Origin of the sequence: Micromonospora globbae (assembly GCF_003610785.1) — a bacterium.
In the GTDB taxonomy this organism is placed as follows: Bacteria; Actinomycetota; Actinomycetes; order Mycobacteriales; family Micromonosporaceae; genus Micromonospora; species Micromonospora globbae.
On record NZ_RAQQ01000011.1, the window covers coordinates 112,151 to 136,244 of the forward strand.

Genomic DNA, 24,094 nt, shown 5'->3' on the forward strand with positions numbered 1-24,094 from the left:
TCTCCTTCCGACCCCGGGGGATCGTCCCCGGATACCCCGTCGGACCGTGGTCAACCCTCGGGTCCGGTTCGACGGGCGTCGTTGCGCCACCTGACGCATCGGCATACGCTGATGCCCCAACGCCCGCCCCGCGGTGAGCTGCACGGCGAGCTGACGGCTCCGGTGGCCGGCCCGGACCGGGCCGGCCACCGGCGTCAGTGGGTGCCGCTGAGGTTGAGGATGACCACGCCCACGATGATCAGGGCGATCCCGATGATCTTCACGGCGCCGAGCGGTTCGCCGAGGAAGACCGCGCCGATCGCCACGATGGTCGCGGTGCCCAGTCCCGACCAGAGGGCGTAGGCGACGCCGACCGGGATCTGCTTCACGGCCTGGGCGAGCATGACGAAGGCCAGCCCGTAGCCGGCGAGGCAGGCGAGGGTCGGCCCGAGCCGGGTGAAACCGGCCGTGGCCTTGATCAGGCTGGTGGCCGCCACCTCGGCCGCGATCGCGATGCCCAGCAGGACGTACGCCATGTCGTACCCGTCATCCCTCCGTCGGTGCGGTCCGCGCCGCCAGCCGGGCGGCGCGCATCGTCAGGTACCGCTGCTCCGGCACGCTGCTGGTCCGGGCGGCGGCGGCCCGGTAGTCGGCCACCGCGCGGTCCCGGTCGCCGGCCATCTCGTGCAGGTGCGCTCGGGCGGCGTACAGGCGGTGGTGTCCGGCCAGGCGCGGGTCGCCGGCCAGCTCGGTGAGGGCGGCCAGCCCGGCGTCCGGGCCGTGCACCATGGCGGTCGCCACGGCCCGGTTCAACGCGACGACGGGACTGCCCGACCGCGCCTCGAGCACCTCGTAGAGGGCGAGGATCTGCGGCCAGTCGGTCTCCTCGGCCGACGGCGCCTCGTCGTGCAGGGCGGCGATGGCGGCCTGGATCTGGTACGGGCCGACGGGGCCCCGGGGCAGCGCCCGGGTGACCAGGTCGACGCCCTCGGCGATGGCCGCCGCGTCCCACCGGCCGCGGTCCTGCTCGGCGAGGGAGATCAGCTCACCGGACGGGCCGGTACGGGCGGGGCTGCGCGCCTCGGTGAGCAGCATCAGCGCGAGCAGCCCGGCCGTCTCGCTGTCGTCGGGCAGCCGCTCGCGCAGCGTCCGCGTCAGGCGGATCGCCTCCGCCGACAGGTCCACGCGGCGCAGGTCGGGGCCGGCGCTGCTGGTGTGTCCCTCCGTGAAGATCAGGTAGAGCACGTGCCGGACGGCGGCGAGCCGCGCCGCGCGGTCGGTGGCCTCGGGCATCCGGAACGGCATCCCGGAGTCGCGGATCCGCTGCTTGGCGCGGCTGATCCGCTGCGCCATGGTGGCCTCGGGCACGAGAAACGCGTGGGCGATCTCGGCGGTGCTCAGGCCGCCGACCGCCCGCAGGGTGAGCGCGATGGCCGAGGCGGGGGAGAGCGCCGGGTGGCAGCAGAGGAACAGCAGCACCAGGGTGTCGTCCCGCCCGGCGGTGAGCTGGTCGTCCACCGCGGGGGCGACCCGCCGGTCGTCGGGCTCGCGGCGCGCGACCAGGTCCTCCCGGCGCCGCCGCGCGGTCTCGGCGCGGACCAGCTCGATCATCCGGCGGTACGCGACCTGGATGAGCCAGCCGCGCGGGTTGCCGGGGACGCCCTCGACCGGCCACTGTGTCGCCGCGGCCAGCAGCGCCTCCTGCACGGCGTCCTCCGCCGTGGCGAAGTCGTGGAAGCGGCGGGCGAGCACACCGAGGACCTGCGGCGCCAGTTCGCGCAGCAGGTCCTCGATGGGCAGGTCGGTGGTGGTCAGCCGTCACAGCTCCTGCGGTGGGGCGGACATCACCGGGTGCACCTCGATGGGCATGTTCAGCGGGCGGCCGCCCGGGCCGGGCGCCGCGGAGATGTACGCGGCGATCTCCACGGCCCGCTGCGGCGTCTCGCAGTCGACGATCCACCAGCCGGCGAGGAACTCCTTCGTCTCCGGGAACGGCCCCTCGGTCACCACGGGCACGCCACCCTCGCCGGCGCGGACGATCCGGGCCTGCGCCGGCCCGCCCAGGCCCTCGCCCTGGACCCACTCCCCGTCCGCGGTGAGCTTCGCGTTGACCTCGCCCATGAAGGCGATGTGCGCCCGGATCTCCTCCGGCGTCCAGGTGTCGATCGGCGGGAAGTCGGTCCCGGCGGCGCTGAACTGCATCAGCAACATGTACTTCACGGTTGGCTCCTCACGCCTGCGCACCTCATTCTCGGTGCTCTCACCCTGAGGTAGAAGCAGGCGGGGCCCGCCTCGACACGTCCGCCGAAGATTCCTGGAAAAAAATCAGTCGACCGCCGTGACCTCCAGCAGCAGGGCCTGCTCGGGGTGCAACGCCGGCATCTGCAGACCGACCGTCGCCAGCGCCGCGCCGGTCAGCGTCACCCCGGACGGCAACCAGGCCGGCGCGGCCCGCTGCACGGTGGCGGGCGCCGGCACCCCCGGCACCGGCCGCGCCGCGTAGCGGCGCCGCCCGTGCAGGCCGGGCAGCCGGACCGCCCCCGGCACCTGGGCCACCGAGGTGGCCAGGCGGCTGACCGCGTACACCGCCTGCGACCCGTCGTGGGCGACCACGCCGTGCGCCCAGACGGCGGGGTCGGGGTGGTCGACCCGGACCGTCCGGCCGGTGTGCAGCAGCGGGCGCAGCCGCTTGTGCAGGGCCACCCACGCCGCCAGCTCGGCCCGCTCGGCCGGGGTCGCCGAGGTGATGTCCCACTCGACGCCGTAGTGGCCGAAGAACGCGGTGGCGGCCCGGAAGCCGAGGTCGTGCGTCCGCCCGGTGGTGTGCGAGCGTGGCGGGCCGATGTGGCTGCCGACCAGCTCGGGCGGGAGCAGCAGGCCGGTCCAGCGCTGGATGGCGAGCCGTTCCAGGGCGTCGTTGCAGTCGCTGGCCCACACCCGGTCGGTGCGGGCGAGGATCTCCAGGTCGACGCGGGCGCCGCCGGAGGCGCAGCTCTCGATCTCCACGTCGAGGTGCCGGGCGCGCAGCTCGTCGAGGAGCCGGTAGACCGCCTCGGTCTGCGTGTGCACGCCGGGCCGGCCCCGGTGGCCGGCCTCGGTGAGGTCCCGGTTGTGGTCCCACTTCAGGTAGCCGATGCCCGGGTGCGCGGTGAGCAGCGCGTCCAGCCGGTCGCGCAGGTACGCGTACGCCTCGGGGTGGGCGAGGTCGAGCACCTGCTGGTTGCGCCAGGTCGGTGGCAGCCGGCCGGGCACGGCGAGCACCCAGTCGGGGTGGGCGCGGTACACGTCCGAGTCGGGGTTGACCATCTCCGGCTCGACCCACAGCCCGAACTGGAGCCCGAGCCCGGTGACGTGCGCGATGAGCGGGTCCAGGCCGTCGGGCCACAGGTCCTCGTCGACGTACCAGTCGCCGAGCCCGGCCGTGTCGTCCCGCCGGCCGCGGAACCAGCCGTCGTCCAGCACGAACCGTTCGATCCCGACCTCCGCGGCCCGGTCGGCGAGCGCCCGCAGCCGGTCCAGGTCGTGGTCGAAGTACACCGCCTCCCAGACGTTGAGGGTGACCGGTCGGGGTGACCGCGGGTGCCGCGGACGGGCCCGCAGGTGGGTGTGCAGGACGTCGCTGAGCCCGTCCAGGCCCGTGTCGGACCAGGCGGCGTAGAGCAGGGGAGTGGCGTACGACTCGCCGGGGCCGAGCACCACCTCGCCCGGGGTGAGCAGTTCGCCGCCGCCGAGGGTGGCCTCCCCGGTGGGGCGCCGTTCGGCGAAGGTGACGTGGTCGCCGCTCCACGCGGTGTGCACGGCCCACACCTCGCCGTGCCCGAACCCGAACCCCGCCGTGCCGGCGACCAGCAGCAGCGTGGCGTCGTGGCCGGTACGGCCGTGCCGGCCCTCCCGGACCCAGGTGCCCATCGGCCACGGGTGCCGCTGCGGTGACCGTTCCCGGCACCACCGGCCGGTCAGGTCGAGCAGTTCGGTGGCGACGGCCGGCACCGGCAGCACCGGGGTCAGCTCCCGCAGCTCGTACGGCGTGTCCCCGTCGTTGCGCAGCCGGTGGCGCAGCAGCAGCAGGCCGGTCGGGTCGAGGGTGAGTTCCACGGTCAGGGACAGCCCGGCGCCGGGGTCGACCGCGTGGACGCGTACCCGGGCGGGACCGTCCCCATCGTCGTCGATGTCGAGCCCGTCCAACGCGAACGCCGTGGCCCAGTCGGCGCGGTCGCGGTGCCCGGCCAGCGCCGGACGGCCGCTCCAGCCGGCGCCGGCCTCGGGCAGCAGCGACAGGACGGTGGGGGCGTCGAAGCTGCTCGGCACGACCGGCGGCACGGTCGCGTCGGCGAGCTGCCGCAGGTCGTCGTCGTCGAGGTCGCCGACGTCGCCGCCCCAGTGCACGACGCGGGGCAGGCCCGGCCCGCGCGCGTCGAGCACCAGGCTGGTCCGCGCGCGGCGCAGGTGCACCATCATCCCTTGCTCGCTCCCAACGTGAGGCCCCGGACGAAGTGCCGCTGGAGCAGGAAGAAGATGACCAGGGTCGGGATCGCGACCAGCACGCTGCCGGCCGAGACCAGGTTGTTGTCGGTGAAGAACTCGCCGCGCAGGTTGTTGAGGGAGCTGGTGACCGGGAACTTGTCGCCGGTGCGCATGAGCACAGTGGCCCAGAAGAACTCGTTGTAGATCCAGGTCACCTCGAGCGTGGCGAGCGCGGCCAGGGCGGGCCGGCACAGCGGCATGGTCACCTGCCAGTACTGCCGCCAGACGCTGGCCCCGTCGACCATCGCCGCCTCGTATAGGTCGCGCGGCAGGGCCTTCATGTAGTTGCTCAGCACGAAGACGCAGAAGCCGCACTGGAAGGCGACGTTGATGAGGATCAGCCCCCAGTAGCTGTCGTAGAGCAGCTCCGAGTCGCTCATGAACGCCGGCAGCGGCACCTGGGTGAACAGCCGGAACAGCGGGATGAGCAGGGCCTGCTGGGGCAGCAGGTTGGCCGCGGTGAACAGGCCGAGCAGCACCAGGTTGAGCTTCCAACCGAACCGGGCGATGACGAAGGCCACGCAGGACGCGAGGAAGAGCGTCAGCAGCACCGCCGGCACGGTGATGTAGACGGAGTTGAGGAAGTGCTGGCCGAACTCCGCCTGCCGCCAGGCGGTGACGTAGTTGTCGATCGTCCAGCCGCCGAGGGACACGTACCCGTTCGTGGCCGTGTACTCGTACGACCGGAACGAGGTGAGCACGGCCCAGAGGATCGGGAAGAGCCAGCCGATCGCCACGGCGGCGAGGAAGACGTGCAGCACCACTCGCTGCGGGGTGAGCCGCCGCCGCGGCGGCGACACCTCCCCGGCGGCGGGCGGGCGGATCGCGGTGGCGGTCATCGGTCCTCTCCCCGCATCACGGTGGCCAGGTAGATGGTGATGAAGACCAGCGAGACGACCAGCATGATCGTCGCCAGCGCCGAGCCGAAGCCGATCCGGCTCGCCTCGCCGACCACGTTCTGGGTGACCAGCGCGGAGAGCAGTTCGAGGCCGTTGCGTCCCTTGTTGACGACCCAGACGAGGTCGAACGCGCGCAGCGACTCGATGACGGTCACCACGAGCACGATGATGTTGATGGGGCGCATCACCGGGAACACCACCCGGAAGAAGCTCTTCACCTCCGAGGCGCCGTCGACGGCCGCGGCCTCCCGCAGTGAGGGGTCGACGCCCTTCAACCCGGCCAGGTAGAGCAGCATGATGTAGCCGACGTGCCGCCAGCCGGAGGCGAGCATGACCGCCCAGATGTTGACGCTCGGGTCGCCGTACCAGTCGGTGTCGGTGCCGAGCACCGCGTTGAGCAGGCCCTGGTCGCGGGAGTAGATGAGCTGCCAGACGAAGCCGATGAGCGCCAGCGAGAGCACCACCGGCAGGTAGAGCGCCGTCTGGTAGAAGCGGCTGCCGCGCAGCTCCTTGTCGAGCAGTACGGCGAGGAACATGCCGAACGGGGTGGCCAGCAGGAAGAGCACCGCGAGCCAGAGCAGGTTGTGCCGCACCGCGGGCAGGAACGGCGGGTAGATGGTCAGCACGTCGCTGTAGTTGCGCCCGCCGACGAAGTCGATGTCCGACAGCGGGCCGATGCCGTCCCAGTCGGTGCCGGAGAGCAGCACGGTGGCCAGCGCCGGCAGCCACACCAGGGCGGTGACCAGCAGCAGGGGGACGAGCACCATCAGCGTGATGACCACGCGGTCGGTGCGGGACAGGAGCCGCAGCCGGCGGCCGCGACCACCCGTGGTGGTGGTCGCGGCCGGCGGTTCCACGGCGCGATCCGCTTGGATCAGGGGCAGGTCGGACATGTTGTCCTCCCCCTCTCGCCGTCAGCTCGTGAAGATCGACTTCTTCTGGTTCTCGATGCTGGTCAGCAGCCCGCCGATGTCCTTCGGGTCCTTGATGAACTGCTGGAGGGCCGGGATGATCACGGTCGAGGCGAAGTCCGGCCGGGTGTCTCGGTCGAGGAACTGGGCGATCTCCGTGGCCGAGCCGACCAGTTCGGCCGCCTTCTTCTGCAGCGCGCTGTATCCGCTGGTGTCCGCGCCGCTGTTGGCGACCAGGGTGCCCGGGTCGGTCTTCACGGCGATGTTCGCCGCGTCCACGCCACCGATGTACTCCAGCAGCTTCTTGGCGTTGTCCTCGGACTTCGGCTTCCGGGCCATCATGTAGCCGTCGATCGGGGCGTCCAGCGCCTTGGCGCCGATCGTCGGGTCGATCTCCGGGAAGGTGAAGAAGTCGATGTCGTCCTGCTCGTCGGCGTTGAACTGCTGCGCCACGAAGAGGCCGAGCAGGTACATGCCGCTCTTCTTCTGCTGCAGCGTCTGGGCGGCCTCCTGCCAGGTGCGGCCCAGCGAGTCCGGCTGGTGCAGCGGCAGCAGCCCGGCCCAGGTGTCGAAGACCTTCTTGACCTTGTCGGAGGTCCAGGCCTCCTTGCCGGCCATCAGGTCGACGTGGAACTGGTAGCCGTTGATCCGCAGGTTGAGGATGTCGAACGTCCCCATGGCCGGCCAGCCGTCCTTGTCGGCGAAGCCGATCGGGACGAGGCCGTCCTTCTTCATCTGGTTCGCGAGTGCCGTGAACTCGTCCAGGTTCTTCGGCACCTGGTAGCCGTGCTGCTGCCACACCGACTTGCGGTAGAAGACCGCCCACGGGTAGTACGAGAACGGCACGAAGTACTGCTTGCCGTCGTCGCCCGTGGACGCCTTCTTGAAGGCGTCGGAGAAGCCGGAGAGCTTGCCCCACACGTCGGACACGTCGCCGGCCAGGCCGCGGGCGGCGAAGAAGCGCATCCGGTAGCCGGCGAACCAGGTGAACACGTCGTCCGGCTTGCCCTGCAGGTAGTTGTTGATGTTCTCCTGGAACGTGTTGTGGTCGACGGTGTTGATGGCGACCTCGATGCCCGAGGAGGTCTTGAAGGCGGCCGACACCTTGGCGAGCACGTCCTTCGGCGTCGGGTCGGACGCGTTCGAGCCCATCGACACCGACTTGGCTCCGGATCCGCCGGAGTCCGAGTCGCCGCAGCCGGCGAGCAGCCCCGTGCCGAGCAGGGCGCCCGCGCCGGCCGCCCCGGCGAGCAGCGTGCGGCGGTTGAGGCCGGCGACGGAGGGCGGTACGAGTCTGGCCAGGTACTCGGCCTGGGTACGGGGACGGGACATGGTTCCTCCTGCGGATGAAGAGGTGCGCTGCGCCCGAGGGCCGTCAAAGAGGTGGCGTGACCGCTGCTCGTGATCGCACACGGGATCCACCGTGAATCCACATTGGCGAACACGAACTGCCAGTGGCGCCTCAAGCTACCCCTCCCCACGGTGCTGTCAAGAGGACAGTAAGGAGCCGATAACCCAGTCGTGACGGGGCTGTTACCAGGTAAACGTTGGAAAGAGCATCGATGTTGGAACCTGTTGACTTGACCGACCGATGCGGGCACGCTCTGCTGCCATGCGGCGATGGCAGGGCGACCGGATCCTCTTCGGCGGCGACTACAACCCGGAGCAGTGGCCGGAGGAGACCTGGGCCGAGGACGTCGAGCTGATGCGCCGGGCCGGGGTCAACCTGGTGTCGGTCGGCATCTTCTCCTGGGCCCTGCTGGAGCCGGCGCCGGGCCGGTACGAGTTCGGCTGGCTGGACCGGGTGCTCGACCTGCTGCACGCCGGTGGCGTCGACGTCGACCTCGCCACCGCCACCGCGAGCCCGCCACCGTGGCTGGCGCGGGCGCACCCCGAGACGCTGCCGCGCCGCGCCGACGGCACCGTCCTCTGGCCGGGCGGCCGGCAGGCGTACTGCCCCAGCTCGCCGGTGTTCCGGGAGCGTTCGCTCGCGCTCGTCGAGGCGGTCGCCGGCCGGTACGCCGCGCACCCGGCCGTCGTCATGTGGCACGTGTCCAACGAGCTCGGCTGCCACAACGTGCACTGCTACTGCGACGTCAGCGCCGAGGCGTTCCGGGCGTGGCTGCGCGAGCGCTACGGCGACCTCGACGCCCTCAACGCCGCCTGGGGCACCGCCTTCTGGAGCCAGCGGTACGGCGACTGGGCCGAGATCAACCCGCCGCGCACCGCCCCCACGTTCGCCAACCCCACGCAGCAGCTGGACTTCCTGCGCTTCTCCTCCGACGAGCAGCGCGCCCAACTGCGCGCCGAACGCGAGGTGCTGCGCCGGCTGGTCCGCCAGCCCGTCACCACGAACTTCATGATCGGCACGGGGGTCAAGTACCTCGACTACCACTCCTGGGCCGGCGACGTCGACCTGGTCGCCAACGACCACTACCTGACCGCCGCCGACCCGCGGGCCCACGTCGGGTTGGCGCTCTCCGCCGACCACACCCGCGGCGTCGCCGGCGGCGAACCGTGGCTGCTCATGGAGCACTCCACGAGCGCTGTCAACTGGCAGCCGCGCAACGTCGCCAAGACGCCGGGACAACTGCGCCGCAACAGCCTCGCCCACGTGGCGCGGGGCGCCGACGGCGTCCTCTTCTTCCAGTGGCGGGCCTCCCGCGCCGGGGCCGAGAAGTTCCACTCGGCGCTCGTGCCGCACGCCGGCCCCGACACGAAGGTGTTCCGCGAGGTCTGCCGGCTCGGCGCCGACCTGGGCGCGCTGGCCGAGATCCGGGGCAGCCGGGTGGAGGCCGACGTGGCCATCCTCTTCGACTACGAGGCGTGGTGGGGCGTCGAGCTGGACTCGCACCCCAGCGTGGACGTCACCTACCTCGACCGGCTGACGGCGCTCTACGACTCGCTCTGGCGGGCCGGGATCACCGCCGACGTCGTCCACCCCTCGACGGACCTCGCCCGCTACCGGCTGGTCCTGGCGCCCACGCTCTACCTCGTGCGCGACGCCGACGCCGCGGCGCTGCGCCGGTTCGTGACCGACGGCGGCACCGCCCTGGTCACCTACTTCAGCGGCATCGTCGACGAGCACGACCACATCCGGCTCGGCGGCTACCCGGGCGCCTTCCGGGATCTGCTCGGCGTGCGCACCGAGGAGTTCTTCCCCCTGCGGGAGGGCGAGCGGGTCCGGCTCGACGACGGGTCGGTCGCCGACGTGTGGACCGAGTGGCTGCACCCCGACGGCGCCGAGGTCCTCGCCTCGTACGTCGACGGCCCGCTTCCCGGGGTGCCCGCGCTGACGCGGCACGAGGTGGGCGCCGGCGCCGCCTGGTACGCCGGAACCCGGCTCGACCAGTCCGCCACCGACCGGCTGGTGGGCCGGCTCGTGGCCGAGTCCGGCGTACGCCCGGCCGCCGTCGCCCCCGAGGGGGTGGAGGTGGTCCGCCGCCGCGACGGCGAGCGGAGCTGGCTGTTCGTCGTCAACCACACGACCGGCCCGGCGCGGGTGCCCGTCACGGGCGTGGAGCTGTTGACGCGTGACCGGTGCGACGGTGAGGTGGTGGTGCCGGCCGGTGAGGTCGCGGTGGTCCGGGAGGATCCCGACGCGACGACGGCATGATCGAACCGCGACGGGTCGAAGGAGGTTGACCGGATGCTCGCCCAGCAGCGGCAGAGCGCGATCCTCGATCTGATCCGGCAGCACGGCGGTGTCCGGGTGAGCCACCTGGTGAGCCGGTTCGGCGTGTCGGACATGACGATCCGGCGCGACCTGGAGGTGCTGGCCGAGCGCGGCCTGGTGGACAAGGTGCACGGCGGTGCGACGCTGGCCGGCCCGGGCTCCGCCGACGAGCCGGGCTTCGCGGCCAAGTCGATCCGGCAGCAGGCCGAGAAGCGGGCCATCGCCGAGCGGGCCGCCACCCTCGTCGAGCCCGGCATGGCCATCGCGCTGTCCGCGGGAACCACCACGGCCGCGCTGGCCACCCTGCTCTCCGACGTACGCGGGCTCACCGTGGTGACCAACTCGATCCCGGTGGCCGACGCGCTCTACCAGGACCCCCGCAGCGACCAGACCGTCGTCCTGACCGGCGGCATCCGCACCCCCTCGGACGCGCTGACCGGTCCGGTCGCCGAGGCCGCCATCAGCGCCCTCAACGTCGACCTGCTCTTCCTCGGCGTGCACGGGATGAGCCCGCGTACCGGCTTCACCACCCCCAACCTGCTGGAGGCGGGCGTCAACCGGTGCCTCATCGGCTCCGCCCGCCGGCTCGTGGTGCTCGCCGACCACACCAAGTGGGAGACCATCGGGATCGCCACCATCGCCCCGCTGGAGGCCGCCGACATCCTCGTGACCGACGCGGGGCTGCCCGCCGAAGCCCGCAGCGTCATCGGCGACCAGGTCGGCGAGCTGGTGGTGGTGGACGCGGAGTAGGCCCGCCGGACCGACCCGCCGCGCCGCTTCACAGCGACCTCACAGGGCCAGCCGATAGGGTGCCGGTCGAGCAGACGTCCGGCTCCACGGTGGAGCCCTCGGCGGTCGCACGGGAGTTCCGATGGTCTTCAAGAAGATGATGAGCGCGTTCGGTGTGGGCGGCCCCAGCGTGGACACGGTGCTGGCCAACCCCAACACGCGCCCGGGTCTGACCCTCGAAGGGCAGGTCAACCTCCTCGGCGGGGAGGTGGAGGCGAACATCGAGCAGGTGGTGCTCAGCCTGGTCACCCGGGTCGAGATCGAGGGGCACGACACCGAGTACGCCGGGATCATGGAGTTCTACCGGACGGTGGTCAGCGGCCCGCTCCAGCTCGCGCCCAAGCAGCAGGTCTCCATCCCGTTCCAGCTCCCGGTGCCGTGGGAGACCCCCATCACCGACGTGTACGGCCAGCGCCTGCACGGCATGACGATGGGTCTGCGTACGGAGCTGGCGGTGGCCCGGGCCGTCGACAAGAGCGACCTCGACCACGTGGCGGTGCACCCCCTGCCGGTGCACGAGCGCATCCTCGACGCGTTCCAGCGCCTCGGCTTCCGGTTCAAGACCGCCGACCTCGAGCGCGGCCACATCTACGGCGTGCAGCAGACCCTGCCGTTCTACCAGGAGATCGAGTTCTTCGCCGCGCCGCAGTACGCGCAGACGGTCCGCGAGGTCGAGCTGACCTTCGTGACCAACCAGTACGGCGTGGACGTGGTGTTGGAGTGCGACAAGCGCGGCGGGTTCCTCACCCCGGGGCAGGACACCTACGGGCGCTACACGGTCTCGCATGCCGACGCCGACCGTCTCGACTGGACGCAGGTGGTCGACGGCTGGCTGCGCGAGACGACCTCCCGTTACGGCGGCATGCACGCCGCGGGCTTCGGGCACGGCCACCACGGTCACCACGGCCACGGCCGGGGGCACGGCATGGGCGGCATGATCGCCGGGGCCGCGCTGGGTGTCGCCGGCGGGATGATCGCCGGCGAGCTCATCGAGGACGCCTTCGAGGGCGACCTCGGGGAGGATCTCGGCTTCGACGAGTGACCGCCGTCCCACGCCGGTCGCCGTGCGGCACGGCGAGGACGGCGCGCGACGCCGGTCCGTGACGGGCGACCGGCCGTGACGGGCGTGGCCGGCACGCGGCGGTCCGCAGACGACGGTGGCCTCCGGGACGCATCCCGGAGGCCACCGGCCGTACGAGGGGTCACCGTCGACCCGTGCGCCGTTCACTCAGCGAGCGCTTCGGCGAGCCGGCCTTCGACAGACCCCGGCTGACCAGGTACGCGGCGGTCAGCGCGGTGATGAACCACCATGCCTGGACCGGGTTGTTGACGTTCAGCCCGTTGGTGGCCGAACCGCCCCAGAAGGCGGCGATCACCACGGCCGCGACAGCGGCGGCGTAGATCCAGAACTCGGTGGTGAGGAACGCCTGCTTGGTCTCGGTGCCGGTCTGCGGCGTCGGCTCCCGGTGTCCGTCACCACTGACCATCGGCATCGGACGGGTGGGCGTCTCCTGCATGGCCTGGCGGTTCTGGATGTCCGCGTTCGGCCGGTTCATCGGCCTGGTGGATGCGGCCTGCGTGCTCATCTTGTCCTCCTCAGGATGCGATGAGTCCTGCGCTTCCCTCGCCCCGCTACCGCGTCTCGGCCACGGCACGGTTTCGTGTTTCGTGGCGGGGACGCCCACCGACTACCCGGGCCCCAGGGCGAGGTAACACCCTCCCGGAGCCGGAAAACCGGCGTACGGCCGGGCGCCGCCGCGCCGGTGGCGCCCGCCGCACGGGCACCACCGGCGGGGCACGTCAGCGCAGCCCGTTGCGGATGGCGACGCCGACGAGCAGGTCGGGGTCGTCGGTGATGATCCCGTCCACGCCCAGGTCGATGAGCCGCTGCATCACCGCGGCGTCGTCGACGGTGTACGGGATCACCTTCAGCCCGTACCGCGTCTGGAGGGTCCGCACGTCCGGTCCGTGGAAGTACGCCGGGTTCTCCCGCAGGTACCAGTCGGCCGACGCCACGGTGCCCTGCTCCGGGTCGTGCACCTGCCAGTTCGCCGACACCGCGCCGGCGCCGGCGGCCTTCGTGAGCTTGCCCAGGTCCCGGTACCGCCACCAGTCCAGCCCGCCGGTCCACGGGCTCTTCACCGACGGGTCGCCGTACACGGCCTGCAGCGAGCACTCGTCGGCGAGGCTCGCGCACTCGGCCGGGCCGTACTGCCAGACCAGCGCGACGGTGCCGATCCGCTTGTTCAACTGGCGGGCGTAGGTGATGGTCCGCCAGTCGAAGGACTGGATGGTGGCGCGGTCGGTGAAGCCGGCCCGCTCGATGGCGCCGACGAGTTTGCGGGTGAAGCTGCGGTACGGCTCCGTGTCGTCCACCAGCGGGCTGATCTTCGTCTCGATGTTCATCCGCACGTCGGTGCGGCCGCTGCGCTTCACCAGCGCGAAGACCTCGTCGAGCGTCGGGATCCGGGCGCCCGGGGCGGGCACCTGCGCCGGCAGTTCGGGCAGCGTCTTCGTGCCGCAGTCGATCGTCTTGACCTGCGCGAGGGTCAGCTCGTGCACCGGCTTGCCGACGTACGGGAACTCCGGGTCGCCGGGGCGGGCCGGTGCGGTGTCGACGCAGTGCGATCCGTTGATGGCGCGGTCGTGCAGCACGACCAGGTGGCCGTCCCGCGTGACGCCGGTGTCCAGCTCCAGAGTGGAGATCGCCGTGTTCGCGAGGGCGTTCGCGAACGCGGGCAGGGTGTTCTCCGGGCGGGTCGCCCGGCCGCCGCGGTGGGCCTGGATGTCGAACGGCGCCGCGTACGCCTTCGGCAGGCGGTAGCCGCGCTGCACGAGCAGGCCGCGCAGGCGGTCGGGGTAGTCGGTGATGATGCCGTCCACGCCGTCGTCGACGAGCTTCGCCATCGTGGGCACGTCGTCGACCGTCCACGGGATCACCTTGATGCCGTGACGGTGGGCGCTGGCCACCATCTCCTTCGTGACGTACGGCCGGTAGCCGGGGTCGGTGACGGTGCCGTTCTGCGGGAAGCCGTGCACCGGGGAGAAGGCGCTGGCGCCGAAGGTCCGGATGGCCCGGATCGGGTCGCCGCCGAAGTCGTCGATGTCGAGGCCGCCCAGCCACGGCGAGGCGCCCGGCTGGCCGGTCTGGAGGAAGTCGTAGTTGGTCAGGGCCACCAGCGGCAGCCGAGGCTCTATCTGACGCATCCGCATGAGCGCGCCCCAGTCGAAGCTCTGGATCGTCACCTGCTTCAGCAGCCCGGCACGCCGGACCTCGGCCGCCGTGACCTGCACGAACTGCTCACGCGGGGCGGTCTCGGTCGGCGCGCCGGCCTCCACCTTGGTCTCCACGTTGAGCATCACGTCGTCCGCGCCGTAGCGCTTGACGAGGGCGAACACCTCCCGCAGCAGGGGCATCCGCGCGCCCGGCACGGCGAGCTGGCCGGGCTTGTCCGGCAGTGTCCTCGACCCGCAGTCCAGGGTGCGTACCTGGGCCAGGGTGAGCGTGTTGACGTACCTGCCGACGTACGGGAACTCGGGGTCGCCGGGGGTCACCGGTGCGGTGTCGACGCACTTGGCGCCGCTGATCTTCCGGTCGTGGGTGACCACGGCCTGCCCGTCCTCGGTGATCTGCACGTCCAGTTCGAGGGTGCTGACCCCGAGCTGGAGGCGTTGCCGAACGAGGCGAGGGTGTTCTCCACCCGCAGCCCGAGGCCACCGCGGTGGGCCTGGACGTCGAAGGTCCGCTCCGGTCGCGGTTTCGCCCCCGCGGGGGCCGCGAGCCCGGTGGTCACGGTCGCCGCCGCCAGGGCCGCGACCGCGATACGGCGTACTGTGCGCACGCTGTCACTCCTCCTCCGGCGGGCCCGTCCCGCCGGTCGCCGGTCAGCATGGGCAGCGGGTGCGGCGCGGAGGCGGCCAGCGGGAGACGCCCGGGTGAACCGTGGACGGTGTCTGTCCGGTTCGGCCCGCCCGTGGCGTCGTACGGCGGTGGTGCCCGCGTGAGCCCGGACGGCGTACGTCCGCGGGGTGCGCGACGGCGATGTCGGCGTGCGGTGCGCGTCGGGATCCCCGGCGGCGGCGCGTGTTTGACCCCGGCGGCGTCGGGCACGCAGAGAGACCGACGTTTCTGCGAGGTGGTGTGACGTGCGTGAGGACGACATGCGACAGGACGCCGCCCGGCGGGCCGAGGACCGGATCGCCGGCGGCATCTACGGCGAGGGCGCCCTGGACGAGGTGACCGTGCCCCAGACCGACGTGCAGCGGGTGATCCAGGACGCCGACCCGGACGATCCGGCGGACGCCGCCGTGGACGCGACCGTGCTCCGCGACGGCGGGCCCGTCGCCGGTCAGGGTGCGGTCACCACCACCGGCGGCACTGCCGGCCCGGCCAGCGTCCGGCGGGTGGCGCGGCAGCCGGAGCGGCATCCGGGCAAGGTGGCGCCGACCACCACGGGTGACGCCACGACGGGCGGCATGAGCACCCCGGCGGGCGGCTCCACGAGTGACCAGTCCGGCACCGCCAGCCAGGTGGGCAACTTCACCAACGAGTGACCGGAACCACCGCGAGGGGCCCCACCGAGGGGCCCCTCGCGCTCCCGCCCTCCCCGCCCTCACCCGGTCGATCATGAGGTTGGCGGCGTTTTCGATCTCCGAACGGCCCGCCAACCTCATGATCAACCGAGCGGGACAGGGGCAGGGGGCAGGGGGCGAGGGGCGCGAGCGGGGGCGGGGTCAGGACGTGGTGGGGCGGAGGACTCCCAGGCGTTGGGTGGCGCGGGTCAGGGCGACGTAGAGGTCGCTGCGCCCGCGCGGCGACTCCGCCACGATCCGGTCGGGATCGACCACCAGCACCGAGTCGAACTCCAGCCCCTTGGCCTGGGCCACGGTCAGCACCACCACCGTGCTCTCCAGCTCGGGATGCTCACCGACGGCCGCCTCGGGCAGCGCCGCGGTGACGGCCGCGCCGAGGTCGTCGATGCGGCCGGCCGGCACGATCACGCCGACCCGGCCCTCGTCGAGCCCGGCCACCTCGCGGGTCGTGGCGGCGACCAGCTCGTCGGCGAGCCGGTCCGCGGTCACCGTGCGGTCCCACGGCGGTACGCCGCTGGAGCGTACGGAGCGCGGCGGGCGCAGCGCCGGGTCGATCTCGGTGAGCAGGTCGGCGGCGACCGCCATGATCTCGGCCGGGGTGCGGTAGCTGACGGTCAGCTCGGCCAGCCGCCACCGGTCGGCCACGTACGGCTCCAGCGCCTCCCGCCACGACGGCGTGCCGGACAGCGCGCCGGTCTGCGCCACGTCGCCGACGATCGTCATCGACCGGCTCGGGCAGCGCCGCATGAGCAGCCGCCACGCCATCGGGGACAGCTCCTGCGCCTCGTCGACGATGACGTGCCCGAAGGCCCACCGGCGGTCGGCCGCCGCCCGCTGGGCGGTCGTCAGCCGGTCTGCCTCCTCCTGCCGCTCCAGCAGCCGGTCGGCGTCGATCAGGTCGGTGACGCCGAGGATCTCACCGCCGTCGGCCTCGTCCTCCACGTCGATCGACCGGGAACCCCGGGCGATCTCCAGCACGCCCTCGGCGTACTCCCGTTGCAGCGCCCGGATCCGCTCCCGGCGGGCCGCGGCCGCGCGGTCGTCCTCGCCGAGCAGCTCGGCGGCCTCGTCCAGCAGCGGCACGTCGGCCGGCGTCCAGCCACCGGGCTCCCGGTGCAGCAGGGCCCGCTCGTCCGGGGTGAGCATGGGCGCGGCGAAGGCGATCCGGTCGGGGTCGGCGTACAGGTCGGCGAGGAGGCGCTGCGGCGTGAGCACCGGCCACAGCTCGTCCAGCGCGGCCCGGACGCCCGGCTCCTCCCGCAGTTCCCGGCGGATCTCGGCCCGGTCGGCCTCCTCGAGGAGGTTCTCCCCGCCGAGCGGGTCCGCGCCGATCCGGTCGGCCACCTGCTCGGCGAGCGCGTGGACGATCTCGATGTCGAACAGCGGCCGGGCCAGGTTGTGCGGGCGGCCGGAGCGGCGGGCGCGGTCCCGCGCCACCCGGACGGTCTCCGGGTGGAGCGTGAGGATCTCCCGCTCCACCTCGATCTCCATGGGCTCGTCCGGCACGTGCTGCCGGTCGCGGACGGCGGCCTCCAGCACCTCGACCATCACCGTGCGGCCCTTGAGCGCGGCGGCCTCGGCGGACTCGACCCGGCGGGCCTGCACGCCGGGGAAGAGGTCGGCCTGCGTACGCAGCAGCACGCCCGTCTCGGCCAGGGCGGGCAGCACGTGGGAGATGTAGCGCAGGAACGTGGCGTTCGGGCCGACCAGCAGCACGCCGCGGGTGGCGAGTTCCCGCCGGTACGTGTAGAGCAGGTACGCCGCCCGGTGCAGCGCCACCGCCGTCTTGCCGGTGCCCGGGCCGCCCTGGACCACCAGCACACCGGGCAGCGGCGCGCGGATGACCTTGTCCTGTTCGACCTGGATGGTCTCGACGATGTCCCGCATGCGGCCGGTGCGCCCGGCGTTCAGCGCGGCCAGCAGCGACGCCTCGCCGGTCAGTTCCTCGTGGCCGGTGGGGGAGGCGGCGGTGATGTCGAGCACCTCGTCGTTGAGGCCGGTCACCTTCCGCTGCCGGGTGCGCAGGTGCCGCCGCCGGCGTACGCCCTGGGGGTTGGCGGCGGTGGCGAGGTAGAACGGGCGCGCGGCCGGGGCGCGCCAGTCGATCAGCAGCGGGTCGAGGTCGCCGTCACGGTCGAGGATGCCGATGCGGCCGATGTAGTGGCGGGAGTCGTCCTCGCCGTCGAGGCGACCGAAGCAGAGCCCGTCCTCCACGGCGGAGAACTGCTCGACCTGTTCGGCGTACATGCGCACGGAACTGTCGCGCTGCGACTGGGCCTGGCGGGTGCCGCCGGTCGTCCGCAGCTCCTCGGTGAGCCGGCGGGCGGCCTGCTCACGCAGCTCGTCGAGGCGGTGGTAGAGCATGGAGACGTACTCCTGCTCGCGCCCGATCTCGTCGTCGAGCGGCAATTCGCCGGTAATTCCGGAGTGCCTTGACAAGCCGTCTCCCTAAGCATTAAAATTCGTTGCATGAACGGCTTTCGACAGCCGTTCTTTTTTGTGCCTGAACTCTGAAAGATAGCGTGCCGCGGCGGGTCGGACCAAGCCGAACCGGCGGGTCGCGCCGGCGGTGAGGGGCCACACGATGATCCTGCGGACCGGCGAGCGTGTCGTGTTCATCGGGGACAGCATCACCGACTGCGGCCGCCGGCAGGGGGCCGCGCCGTACGGCGACGGTTACGTGAGCCTGGTCCGTGCCTTCGTCACCGCCCGCCACCCCGACCTCGACCTGACCTGGGTCAACCGGGGCGTCAGCGGCGACACCGTCCGGGACCTGGCGGCCCGCTGGGAGCGGGACGCGGTGGGGGAGCGCCCCGACTGGCTGTCCGTGATGATCGGGATCAACGACATCTGGCGCCGCTACACGGGCCGGCCGGCCGAGTCGGTGCCGATCGACGAGTACGAGCGCACGCTGCGCGGCCTGCTGCGCCGCGTCGTCGAGGCGACCGGCTGCCGGTTGATCCTCGCCGATCCGTACCTCATCGAGCCCGACCGGGCCGAGCCACAGCGCGCGGACACCGACCGCTACGCGGCGGTCGTGGCGGCGCTCGCCGCGGAGTTCGACGCGGTGCACGTGGCCACCCAGGCGGCGTTCGACCGGGCGCTGACGGTCACCGCGCCCGGCCACTGGGCCGCCGACCGGGTCCACCCGAACCTGGCCGGGCACGCCGTGCTCGCCGACGCCTTCCTCGCCTCCCTCGGCGCCGCCGCCCCGGCCGTGCCCGCGCCGAGAAACGCCGGTACCGCGCCGACGAGCGCCGGCGCCGCGCCGATCCCGGCCGACGATCCGACCCGCTGAACCGCCCCGGCCGCGCGCCTCGCCCGGACCGGTTGGGCCGGCCCACGCCGGCATCCCGACGCCGCTGCGGGCGGCCCGGCTCGTCGGCGTACCACGTGTGTCACCCCGGCATCCGGTGCGGAAACGCCACGCGGCGCTGCCGGCCGGTGGCCGGCAGCGCCGCGAGAGTCGGTGGACCGGGGGCCGTCAGCCCCGCGCGACCTCGTAGAGGCGTTCCGGGGTCACCGCGCCGGCCAGCACGCGACCGTCGTCGGTGAGCAGGACGCTGAACAGCTTCCCGGTGAGCAGGCGTCCACTGCCCCAGTCGCCGCTGACGGCCGGCAGGGCGCCGAGCACGCCGGCGAACTCGCTGTCCGCGGCGCCCTTCGCGCTCGTCGGGGCGCCGTCGCCGACGCGGGCCTCCAGCACCGTCGTCCAGCCCGTCCCGACCGTACGCATCTGCGGACGCTCGGCCGCCCGCGTGGTGGCGTCGGGGCGGCGCTCGCCAGCGGCGGGCCGGTCGGCCGTCTCCTCCTTCACCGTGACGCCCGGCGGCGGGTTGAAGGTGAACTGGTCGGCGTCCGGGCGGCGGAAGTCGATCTGGGTGAAGGCCACCTCGAACGCCGGCTGGTCGCTGCCGTCGGCGAACACCTCGAACCGCAGCGGCACGTGTTCGCGGGCGTCGATGGCGATCCGCAGCTGGTGCACGAGGGACGCCTGGTCACGCGGCTCCAGCACCAGCTCGTAGGCGTCGCGTCCGGCGACCCGGGCGGCCCGGCCCACGCTGACGGCGGTGCTCTCGTCGACGGCGGCGAGCGCCCGGTCGGCGGCCTCCTGGGGCGTGACGGGCAGCTCCGGCGCCTCGTGGATGCCCTTGGCGGTCTCGGCGTCCAGGGTGCGGTGGGTGGCCGTGTTGGTGCGGCTGTCCCAGGTCCACACGTCGCGCCCGTCGTGGATCAGATCCCGCTCGCCGAGCGTGTCCAGCAGCGCGACCCGCTGCCGCTCCGGCCCGGAGTACCAGACGCGCAGGGTGTGGGTGCCGGTGACCAGGGCGGCCAGGTCGCTGCTGTTGGCGGCCAGGCCCGCGATCGGCGGCAGGCCCAGGTCGGCGCGCTGCACCACGGTGCCGGAGAGCCCCTCCAGCTGGGACGTCTGCAGGTCGACCAGGAGTTGCGCGGCCGTGCGTGGCGGCAGGGCGGGTTCGGCCTCGGCGGCGAACGTGCCGATGGCGGCGCCACCACCGATCACGGTGGCGGCGGCGGCCACGGGCACCAGCCAGCGCAGGACGGGACGGCTCGTGATGACGGACATGTGGGCACCTCCTGCGCACATCCTGCCTGCTGGTAGCTGTGAGGGTGCTGAGACGACCGTATCGGCCTCGGATGGGCGGTGGCACGCTTGGCGTTGTGCGGCTGCTGGTGGTGGAGGACGAGGCGCGGCTGGCGGCCGCCCTGCAACGGGGCCTGCAGGCGGAGGGCTTCGCGGTCGACGTGGCGTCCACCGGGCCGGCCGGGTTGGACGCCGCCCGGCACGGCGGCTACGACGCGATGATCCTCGACGTGATGCTGCCCGGGCTCTCCGGCTACGAGCTGGTCCGCCGGCTGCGCGCCGAGGAGCACTGGCTGCCGGTGCTCATGCTCTCGGCCAAGGATGGCGAGTACGACCAGGCCGACGGGCTGGACTGCGGCGCCGACGACTACCTCACCAAGCCCTTCTCGTACGTGGTGCTGCTGGCCCGGCTGCGCGCGCTGCTGCGCCGGGGCGCGCCCCAGCGCCCCGCCGTGCTCACGGTCGGTGACCTGCGGCTCGACCCGGCGCGGCGACGGGTGACCCGCGCCGACGTCGAGGTCGCGCTCACCGCCCGGGAGTTCGCGCTGCTCGACTACCTCATGCGCCGCGCCGGCGAGGTGGTGTCCAAGACCGAACTGCTGGACCACGTCTGGGACGCCAGCCTGGAGACCGCCCCGAACGCGGTCGAGGTGTACGTCGGCTACCTGCGCCGCAAGATCGGTCGGGAGCGGCTGGAGACGGTGCGCGGCGCCGGCTACCGCCTGGTGTCCACGTGACCCCCGGGCCGGGGGATCGCCGCCGCGGCGGTCTGCTGTCCGCGCCCCTGCCGCGCGGCGTGGCCCTCGGCCTGCGCGGCCGGCTCATGGTGATCGGCGTGCTCGGCCTCAGCGTGGGGCTGGCGCTCGGCGGCGTGGTGCTGCTCGCCGTCCTCGGGTACGCGCTGCAACGCAGCGTGGACGCGGACGCGACCCGGACGGCCGAGGCCGTCGCCCGGCTCGCCGCCGAGGACGCGCTGCCCGATCCGCTGCCCGTCGCCGGCGGTCAGGTGCGGGTGCAGGTCGTCGACGCGCAGGGGCGGATCCGCGCCGCGTCGATCGACGCGGACCGGCTGGTGCCGATGGTGCGCCCCGACCGGCTCGACCCGGACCGGCGCGAACGCCTGGTGGTCTCGGGCGAACGCGTGGGCCTCGCCGGGCCGGTGCGGGTGGTGACCGTGCCCGCCGGCACCGCCGCCGACCCGCTCACCGTGCTGGTCGCGAAGTCGTTGGCGGACGTCCGGCACAGCACGCACGTCGTACGGACCATCCTGCTGGTCAGCTTCCCGCTGCTGGTCGGGGCGCTCGCCGCGGTGGCCTGGCGGGTAGTCGGCGCGACCCTGCGACCCGTGGAGGCGCTGCGCCGGGGCGCCGAGGAGATCACCGGCCGCGCCGGACCGGAGCGGCTGCCGGTGCCCGCGTCCCGGGACGAGGTGCACCGGCTGGCGGTCACCCTGAACGGCATGCTGGACCGGCTGGAGTCGGCGCGGCAGCGGCAGCGGGCCTTCGTGGCCGACGCCGCGCACGAGCTGCGCAGCCCGGTGACCAACATCCGCACCGAGCTGGAGGTCGCCCAGCGCCTCGGCGACCGTACGGACTGGGCGGCCGTGACGGAGAGCCTGCTCGCCGACACCGAGCGGCTGAGCCGTCTCGTGGACGACCTGCTGCTCCTGGCCCGGCTCGACGAGGCCGCCGGCCGGGGCGCCGCCCGGTCCGGTCCGGCGGCGACCGGGCCGGTCGAGCTGGGTGAGCTGTTGACCGTGACGGCGTCCCGCTACCCGTCGCCGCCGGTGGAGGTGACGCCGCCCGGCGCGCCGCTGTGGACCGTCGGCGACCCGGACGAGCTGCGCCGCGTCCTCACGAACCTGCTGGACAACGCCGTGCGGCACGCGCGTACGCGGGTGGTGCTGGCCGCCGCGCCGGCCGGGGCGTACCACCTGGTGACGGTGACCGACGACGGACCCGGCATCCCGGCCGCGGACCGCGAGCGGGTCTTCGACCGGTTCACCCGGCTGGACGACGCGCGGGCCCGCGATGCCGGCGGCGCCGGTCTGGGCCTGGCGATCGTCCGGGAGCTGGTACGCCGGGCCGGCGGCACGGTGAGCCTCGACGACGCCGACGGGCCGGGTCTACGGGTGTCGCTCCGGCTGCCCGCGCTGTCCCCGAGCGACGAGGGCCGGTGATCAGGCGAGCAGGAGGACACCCACGACGACGAGCGGCAGGCCGACGAACAGGAAGATCCCGACTCCGGTGAGCACCCGGCCCCCGCGACGGTCCGGTCACCGGCGGCGGGTGCAGACCTCGTCGGCCGTGGCGACGGTGTCCGTGGACCAGACGACCGCCACGGTGAAGCAGTAGTCGTTGCTGGGGCTCAGCCCGTAGACGACGAAGCTGGTGGTGCCGGCGGGCAGGTCGGTGAGGGCCGACTTCGGCTGGCCGGCCCGTCCACCCGAGATGACCACGGGCCCCTCGCCGCCGGCCGGGTAGGTCCAGCGCAGCGCCACGTTGTCGCGGTTGTCGCGGAGGCTCACGCCGGTGGGTGGCGTACCGGGGGAGACGGTCGGACCCGCGGGGGCGGTGGGCGGCGCGTCGCTGGTCGTCGCCGCCGCGCCCGTCGTGGCGGGGGACCGTGCCGGGGGTGACGTGTCCCCGTCGACGCGGTTGAATCCGACGATCACCGCGGCCGTGCCGAGCAGCACGACGACCACGCCGGCGACCACCAGGGGGACGAGCCGGCGCCCCGCCGGGGACGGCGGCCGGTGCACCGGCGCCGGCAGCAGCGGGGACGGCAGCAGCGGGGACGGCAGCAGCGGGGACGGCGGTTCGGGGGCGCGGCGTACCCGGTGCACGCCGTCGGCCTCCTCACCGGCCAGGCCGGCCACCGCGGGCGGCACCGGCGTCTCGGGCGCCCCGTCGTCGCGGCTCGGCGGTGGCCACCCGTCGTCGTACGCGGTCGGCGGCCACTCGCCGGCGACCGCGCCGGAATGCGCGCGGGCTCCCGACGTCGCCTCCCCGGCCGGCCGCGCGTCGTCCGGCCACGGGGCGTCGGCCGGCGCCGAGCCATCGGACCACGGGGCATCGGCCCCCGCCCAGCCACCCGACCATGTGGCGTCCGCCGCCGTCGGGTCGTCCGGCCACGGTGTGTCGGCCCTCGGCGTCGGGTCGTCCGGCCACGAGGCGTCGTCGGGCGCGCCGGCGCTCGCCGGCGCGTCGGGCCACGGCGCGTCGGCGGCCGGTGCCGGCGGCTCGTCGCCGGTGTGCTCCGGCGGCCACCACGCGCGATCGGCCCCGGTCGGGTCGTCCACGGGCTGGCGTGGCACGGGGACCGTCGGCGGGTACGCCGGCCCGTCACCCTGGGGTGGGGTGCGGGCCGAGGGCACCACCGGGGCGTCCCGCGTGGCCGGTGAGGTCTCGGCGCAGACGTGGTCGGGGTTGGCGGCGGCCCGGGCGAGCGCCGCCACCTGGACGGCGAGCGGGTCGTCCACGGGGAGGTGCTGCCGGCAGAGTTCCCGGGCCAGGGCGAGGTTCTCGTGCGCCTCGGCGAACTGCCCGCAGTCGCGCTGCATGGCGCCGAGCCGGGCGAGCATCTTGATGCCGCTCGGGTGCCCGTCGCCGTACACCTCCCGGTGCAGCTCCCAGGCGTCCTGGAGGCGGTCGCGGGCGACCTGGCACTGCCCGCGGGCGTACTCGACGGTGGCCAGGTCGGCGTGGGCGGCGAGCACCCGCAGCGACTCGGGGCCGTCCTGCGCCGTCAACTCGATGATGACGTCCTGGTAGAGGCGGGCGGCCCGGGAGTGCGCGCCGACCCGGTGCAGCACGGCGGCCAGGGTCGCGGCGGCCGCGACGGTGCGGGGGTCGGAGCGGCCGTGCAGGCGGGTGTGCGCCGCGTACGCGTACGCCGCCCAGCCCCGGGCGGAGTGCGGCTCGCCGAGGGCGACCAGCACCCGGGCCTGGAGGCTCGCCGCCTCGGCGAGGTCGGGCGTGGCGTTGACGGGGCGCGGGTCGGCGTCGCTCAGCGCGTCGGACAGCAGCCGTTGCGCGCCGGCGAGGTCCCCCGTGGACACCAGCCGGTGCGCCTGGTCGGTGAGTTCGCCGAAGCCGGAGGGCACGCCCCATCGTGC

19 protein-coding genes are annotated in these 24,094 nt (G+C 73.5%); 7 read left to right on the top strand and 12 right to left on the bottom strand.

The features are described from left to right. Nucleotides 1–194 precede the first annotated feature (194 nt). The 7 genes from D7I43_RS16720 to D7I43_RS16750 form a co-directional block, all read right to left on the bottom strand. A complete protein-coding gene (locus tag D7I43_RS16720) occupies nt 195–515 on the bottom strand; it encodes a DMT family transporter (protein ID WP_120329442.1) in 321 nt (106 codons plus the stop codon). Nucleotides 516–525: 10 nt separating this feature from the next. Next, nucleotides 526–1,773 (bottom strand): RNA polymerase sigma factor, encoded by a 1,248-nt coding sequence (locus tag D7I43_RS16725; protein WP_204985224.1) that lies wholly within the window; start codon nt 1,771–1,773, stop codon nt 526–528. Nucleotides 1,774–1,797: 24 nt separating this feature from the next. Continuing rightward, complete coding sequence (locus D7I43_RS16730; RefSeq protein WP_204985225.1) at nt 1,798–2,190, bottom strand: YciI family protein; 393 nt, start codon at nt 2,188–2,190, stop codon at nt 1,798–1,800. Between the two features lie 114 nt (nt 2,191–2,304). Next, complete coding sequence (locus D7I43_RS16735; RefSeq protein ID WP_120329445.1) at nt 2,305–4,437, bottom strand: alpha-galactosidase; 2,133 nt, start codon at nt 4,435–4,437, stop codon at nt 2,305–2,307. After that, a complete protein-coding gene (locus tag D7I43_RS16740) occupies nt 4,434–5,342 on the bottom strand; it encodes a carbohydrate ABC transporter permease (protein ID WP_120329446.1) in 909 nt (302 codons plus the stop codon). The genes D7I43_RS16735 and D7I43_RS16740 overlap by 4 nt, the downstream gene beginning before the upstream one ends. Next, nucleotides 5,339–6,295, bottom strand: a complete 957-nt coding sequence (locus D7I43_RS16745; protein ID WP_120329447.1) for a carbohydrate ABC transporter permease — start codon at nt 6,293–6,295, stop codon at nt 5,339–5,341. Before D7I43_RS16745 ends, D7I43_RS16740 begins: the two co-directional genes overlap by 4 nt. A 21-nt stretch (nt 6,296–6,316) precedes the next feature. After that, nucleotides 6,317–7,645, bottom strand: a complete 1,329-nt coding sequence (locus tag D7I43_RS16750; protein WP_120329448.1) for an ABC transporter substrate-binding protein — start codon at nt 7,643–7,645, stop codon at nt 6,317–6,319. 280 nt (nt 7,646–7,925) lie between these two features. On the opposite strand from D7I43_RS16750, the gene D7I43_RS16755 reads away from it, so the two are divergent. The 3 genes from D7I43_RS16755 to D7I43_RS16765 all read left to right on the top strand — a co-directional run bounded on the left by D7I43_RS16755 (nt 7,926) and on the right by D7I43_RS16765 (nt 11,820). Beyond that, nucleotides 7,926–9,929 carry a beta-galactosidase gene (locus tag D7I43_RS16755; protein WP_120329449.1) on the top strand — a complete coding sequence of 668 codons (2,004 nt, stop codon included), beginning with the start codon at nt 7,926–7,928 and terminating at the stop codon, nt 9,927–9,929. Between the two features lie 33 nt (nt 9,930–9,962). Beyond that, the gene (locus tag D7I43_RS16760) at nt 9,963–10,739 is read left to right on the top strand and encodes a DeoR/GlpR family DNA-binding transcription regulator (RefSeq protein ID WP_120329450.1); all 777 of its coding nucleotides are present in this window, start codon (nt 9,963–9,965) and stop codon (nt 10,737–10,739) included. Between the two features lie 121 nt (nt 10,740–10,860). Further along, the gene (locus tag D7I43_RS16765; RefSeq protein ID WP_120329451.1) at nt 10,861–11,820 is read left to right on the top strand and encodes a sporulation protein; all 960 of its coding nucleotides are present in this window, start codon (nt 10,861–10,863) and stop codon (nt 11,818–11,820) included. Between the two features lie 160 nt (nt 11,821–11,980). On the opposite strand, the gene D7I43_RS16770 is transcribed toward D7I43_RS16765, so the two are convergent. Beyond that, nucleotides 11,981–12,364: a hypothetical protein gene (locus D7I43_RS16770; protein ID WP_120329452.1), complete on the bottom strand. Its 384-nt coding sequence runs from the start codon at nt 12,362–12,364 to the stop codon at nt 11,981–11,983. A 214-nt stretch (nt 12,365–12,578) separates the two neighbouring features. Next, nucleotides 12,579–14,414: a glycerophosphodiester phosphodiesterase family protein gene (locus tag D7I43_RS33635; RefSeq protein ID WP_240033000.1), complete on the bottom strand. Its 1,836-nt coding sequence runs from the start codon at nt 14,412–14,414 to the stop codon at nt 12,579–12,581. 510 nt (nt 14,415–14,924) lie between these two features. Here D7I43_RS33635 and D7I43_RS16785 point away from each other — a divergent pair. Then, a complete protein-coding gene (locus tag D7I43_RS16785) occupies nt 14,925–15,332 on the top strand; it encodes a hypothetical protein (RefSeq protein WP_120329453.1) in 408 nt (135 codons plus the stop codon). 180 nt (nt 15,333–15,512) lie between these two features. On the opposite strand, the gene D7I43_RS16790 is transcribed toward D7I43_RS16785, so the two are convergent. Next, nucleotides 15,513–17,735 carry a HelD family protein gene (locus tag D7I43_RS16790; protein WP_420870216.1) on the bottom strand — a complete coding sequence of 741 codons (2,223 nt, stop codon included), beginning with the start codon at nt 17,733–17,735 and terminating at the stop codon, nt 15,513–15,515. A gap of 220 nt (nt 17,736–17,955) precedes the next feature. Between D7I43_RS16790 and D7I43_RS16795 the strand changes: the two genes are divergently transcribed. Beyond that, on the top strand, nt 17,956–18,669 hold the full coding sequence (locus D7I43_RS16795; protein ID WP_120329455.1) for an SGNH/GDSL hydrolase family protein: 714 nt from the start codon (nt 17,956–17,958) through the stop codon (nt 18,667–18,669). A gap of 186 nt (nt 18,670–18,855) precedes the next feature. Here the strand turns inward: D7I43_RS16795 and D7I43_RS16800 are convergent, their stop codons facing one another. Continuing rightward, nucleotides 18,856–19,959: a LolA family protein gene (locus tag D7I43_RS16800; RefSeq protein ID WP_120329456.1), complete on the bottom strand. Its 1,104-nt coding sequence runs from the start codon at nt 19,957–19,959 to the stop codon at nt 18,856–18,858. 95 nt (nt 19,960–20,054) lie between these two features. On the opposite strand from D7I43_RS16800, the gene D7I43_RS16805 reads away from it, so the two are divergent. Together D7I43_RS16805 and D7I43_RS16810 are read left to right on the top strand one after the other, a co-directional pair. Next, the gene (locus tag D7I43_RS16805; RefSeq protein WP_120329457.1) at nt 20,055–20,714 is read left to right on the top strand and encodes a response regulator transcription factor; all 660 of its coding nucleotides are present in this window, start codon (nt 20,055–20,057) and stop codon (nt 20,712–20,714) included. An 86-nt stretch (nt 20,715–20,800) separates the two neighbouring features. Then, nucleotides 20,801–22,156, top strand: a complete 1,356-nt coding sequence (locus D7I43_RS16810) for a sensor histidine kinase (protein ID WP_120329553.1) — start codon at nt 20,801–20,803, stop codon at nt 22,154–22,156. 96 nt (nt 22,157–22,252) lie between these two features. On the opposite strand, the gene D7I43_RS16815 is transcribed toward D7I43_RS16810, so the two are convergent. Beyond that, the gene (locus D7I43_RS16815) at nt 22,253–24,082 is read right to left on the bottom strand and encodes a tetratricopeptide repeat protein (RefSeq protein ID WP_120329458.1); all 1,830 of its coding nucleotides are present in this window, start codon (nt 24,080–24,082) and stop codon (nt 22,253–22,255) included. Nucleotides 24,083–24,094 lie beyond the last annotated feature (12 nt).

What these genes read in the sequence shown, in the direction of transcription:
- D7I43_RS16720 (WP_120329442.1), bottom strand. Translation starts at nt 515, where the DNA reads ATGGCGTACGTCCTGCTGGGCATCGCGATCGCGGCCGAGGTGGCGGCC.
- D7I43_RS16730 (WP_204985225.1), bottom strand. Translation starts at nt 2,190, where the DNA reads ATGTTGCTGATGCAGTTCAGCGCCGCCGGGACCGACTTCCCGCCGATC.
- D7I43_RS16735 (WP_120329445.1), bottom strand. Translation starts at nt 4,437, where the DNA reads ATGATGGTGCACCTGCGCCGCGCGCGGACCAGCCTGGTGCTCGACGCG.
- D7I43_RS16740 (WP_120329446.1), bottom strand. Translation starts at nt 5,342, where the DNA reads ATGACCGCCACCGCGATCCGCCCGCCCGCCGCCGGGGAGGTGTCGCCG.
- D7I43_RS16745 (WP_120329447.1), bottom strand. Translation starts at nt 6,295, where the DNA reads ATGTCCGACCTGCCCCTGATCCAAGCGGATCGCGCCGTGGAACCGCCG.
- D7I43_RS16750 (WP_120329448.1), bottom strand. Translation starts at nt 7,645, where the DNA reads ATGTCCCGTCCCCGTACCCAGGCCGAGTACCTGGCCAGACTCGTACCG.
- D7I43_RS16755 (WP_120329449.1), top strand. Translation starts at nt 7,926, where the DNA reads ATGCGGCGATGGCAGGGCGACCGGATCCTCTTCGGCGGCGACTACAAC.
- D7I43_RS16760 (WP_120329450.1), top strand. Translation starts at nt 9,963, where the DNA reads ATGCTCGCCCAGCAGCGGCAGAGCGCGATCCTCGATCTGATCCGGCAG.
- D7I43_RS16765 (WP_120329451.1), top strand. Translation starts at nt 10,861, where the DNA reads ATGGTCTTCAAGAAGATGATGAGCGCGTTCGGTGTGGGCGGCCCCAGC.
- D7I43_RS16770 (WP_120329452.1), bottom strand. Translation starts at nt 12,364, where the DNA reads ATGAGCACGCAGGCCGCATCCACCAGGCCGATGAACCGGCCGAACGCG.
- D7I43_RS16790 (WP_420870216.1), bottom strand. Translation starts at nt 17,735, where the DNA reads ATGCTCTACCACCGCCTCGACGAGCTGCGTGAGCAGGCCGCCCGCCGG.
- D7I43_RS16795 (WP_120329455.1), top strand. Translation starts at nt 17,956, where the DNA reads ATGATCCTGCGGACCGGCGAGCGTGTCGTGTTCATCGGGGACAGCATC.
- D7I43_RS16800 (WP_120329456.1), bottom strand. Translation starts at nt 19,959, where the DNA reads ATGTCCGTCATCACGAGCCGTCCCGTCCTGCGCTGGCTGGTGCCCGTG.
- D7I43_RS16810 (WP_120329553.1), top strand. Translation starts at nt 20,801, where the DNA reads ATGGTGATCGGCGTGCTCGGCCTCAGCGTGGGGCTGGCGCTCGGCGGC.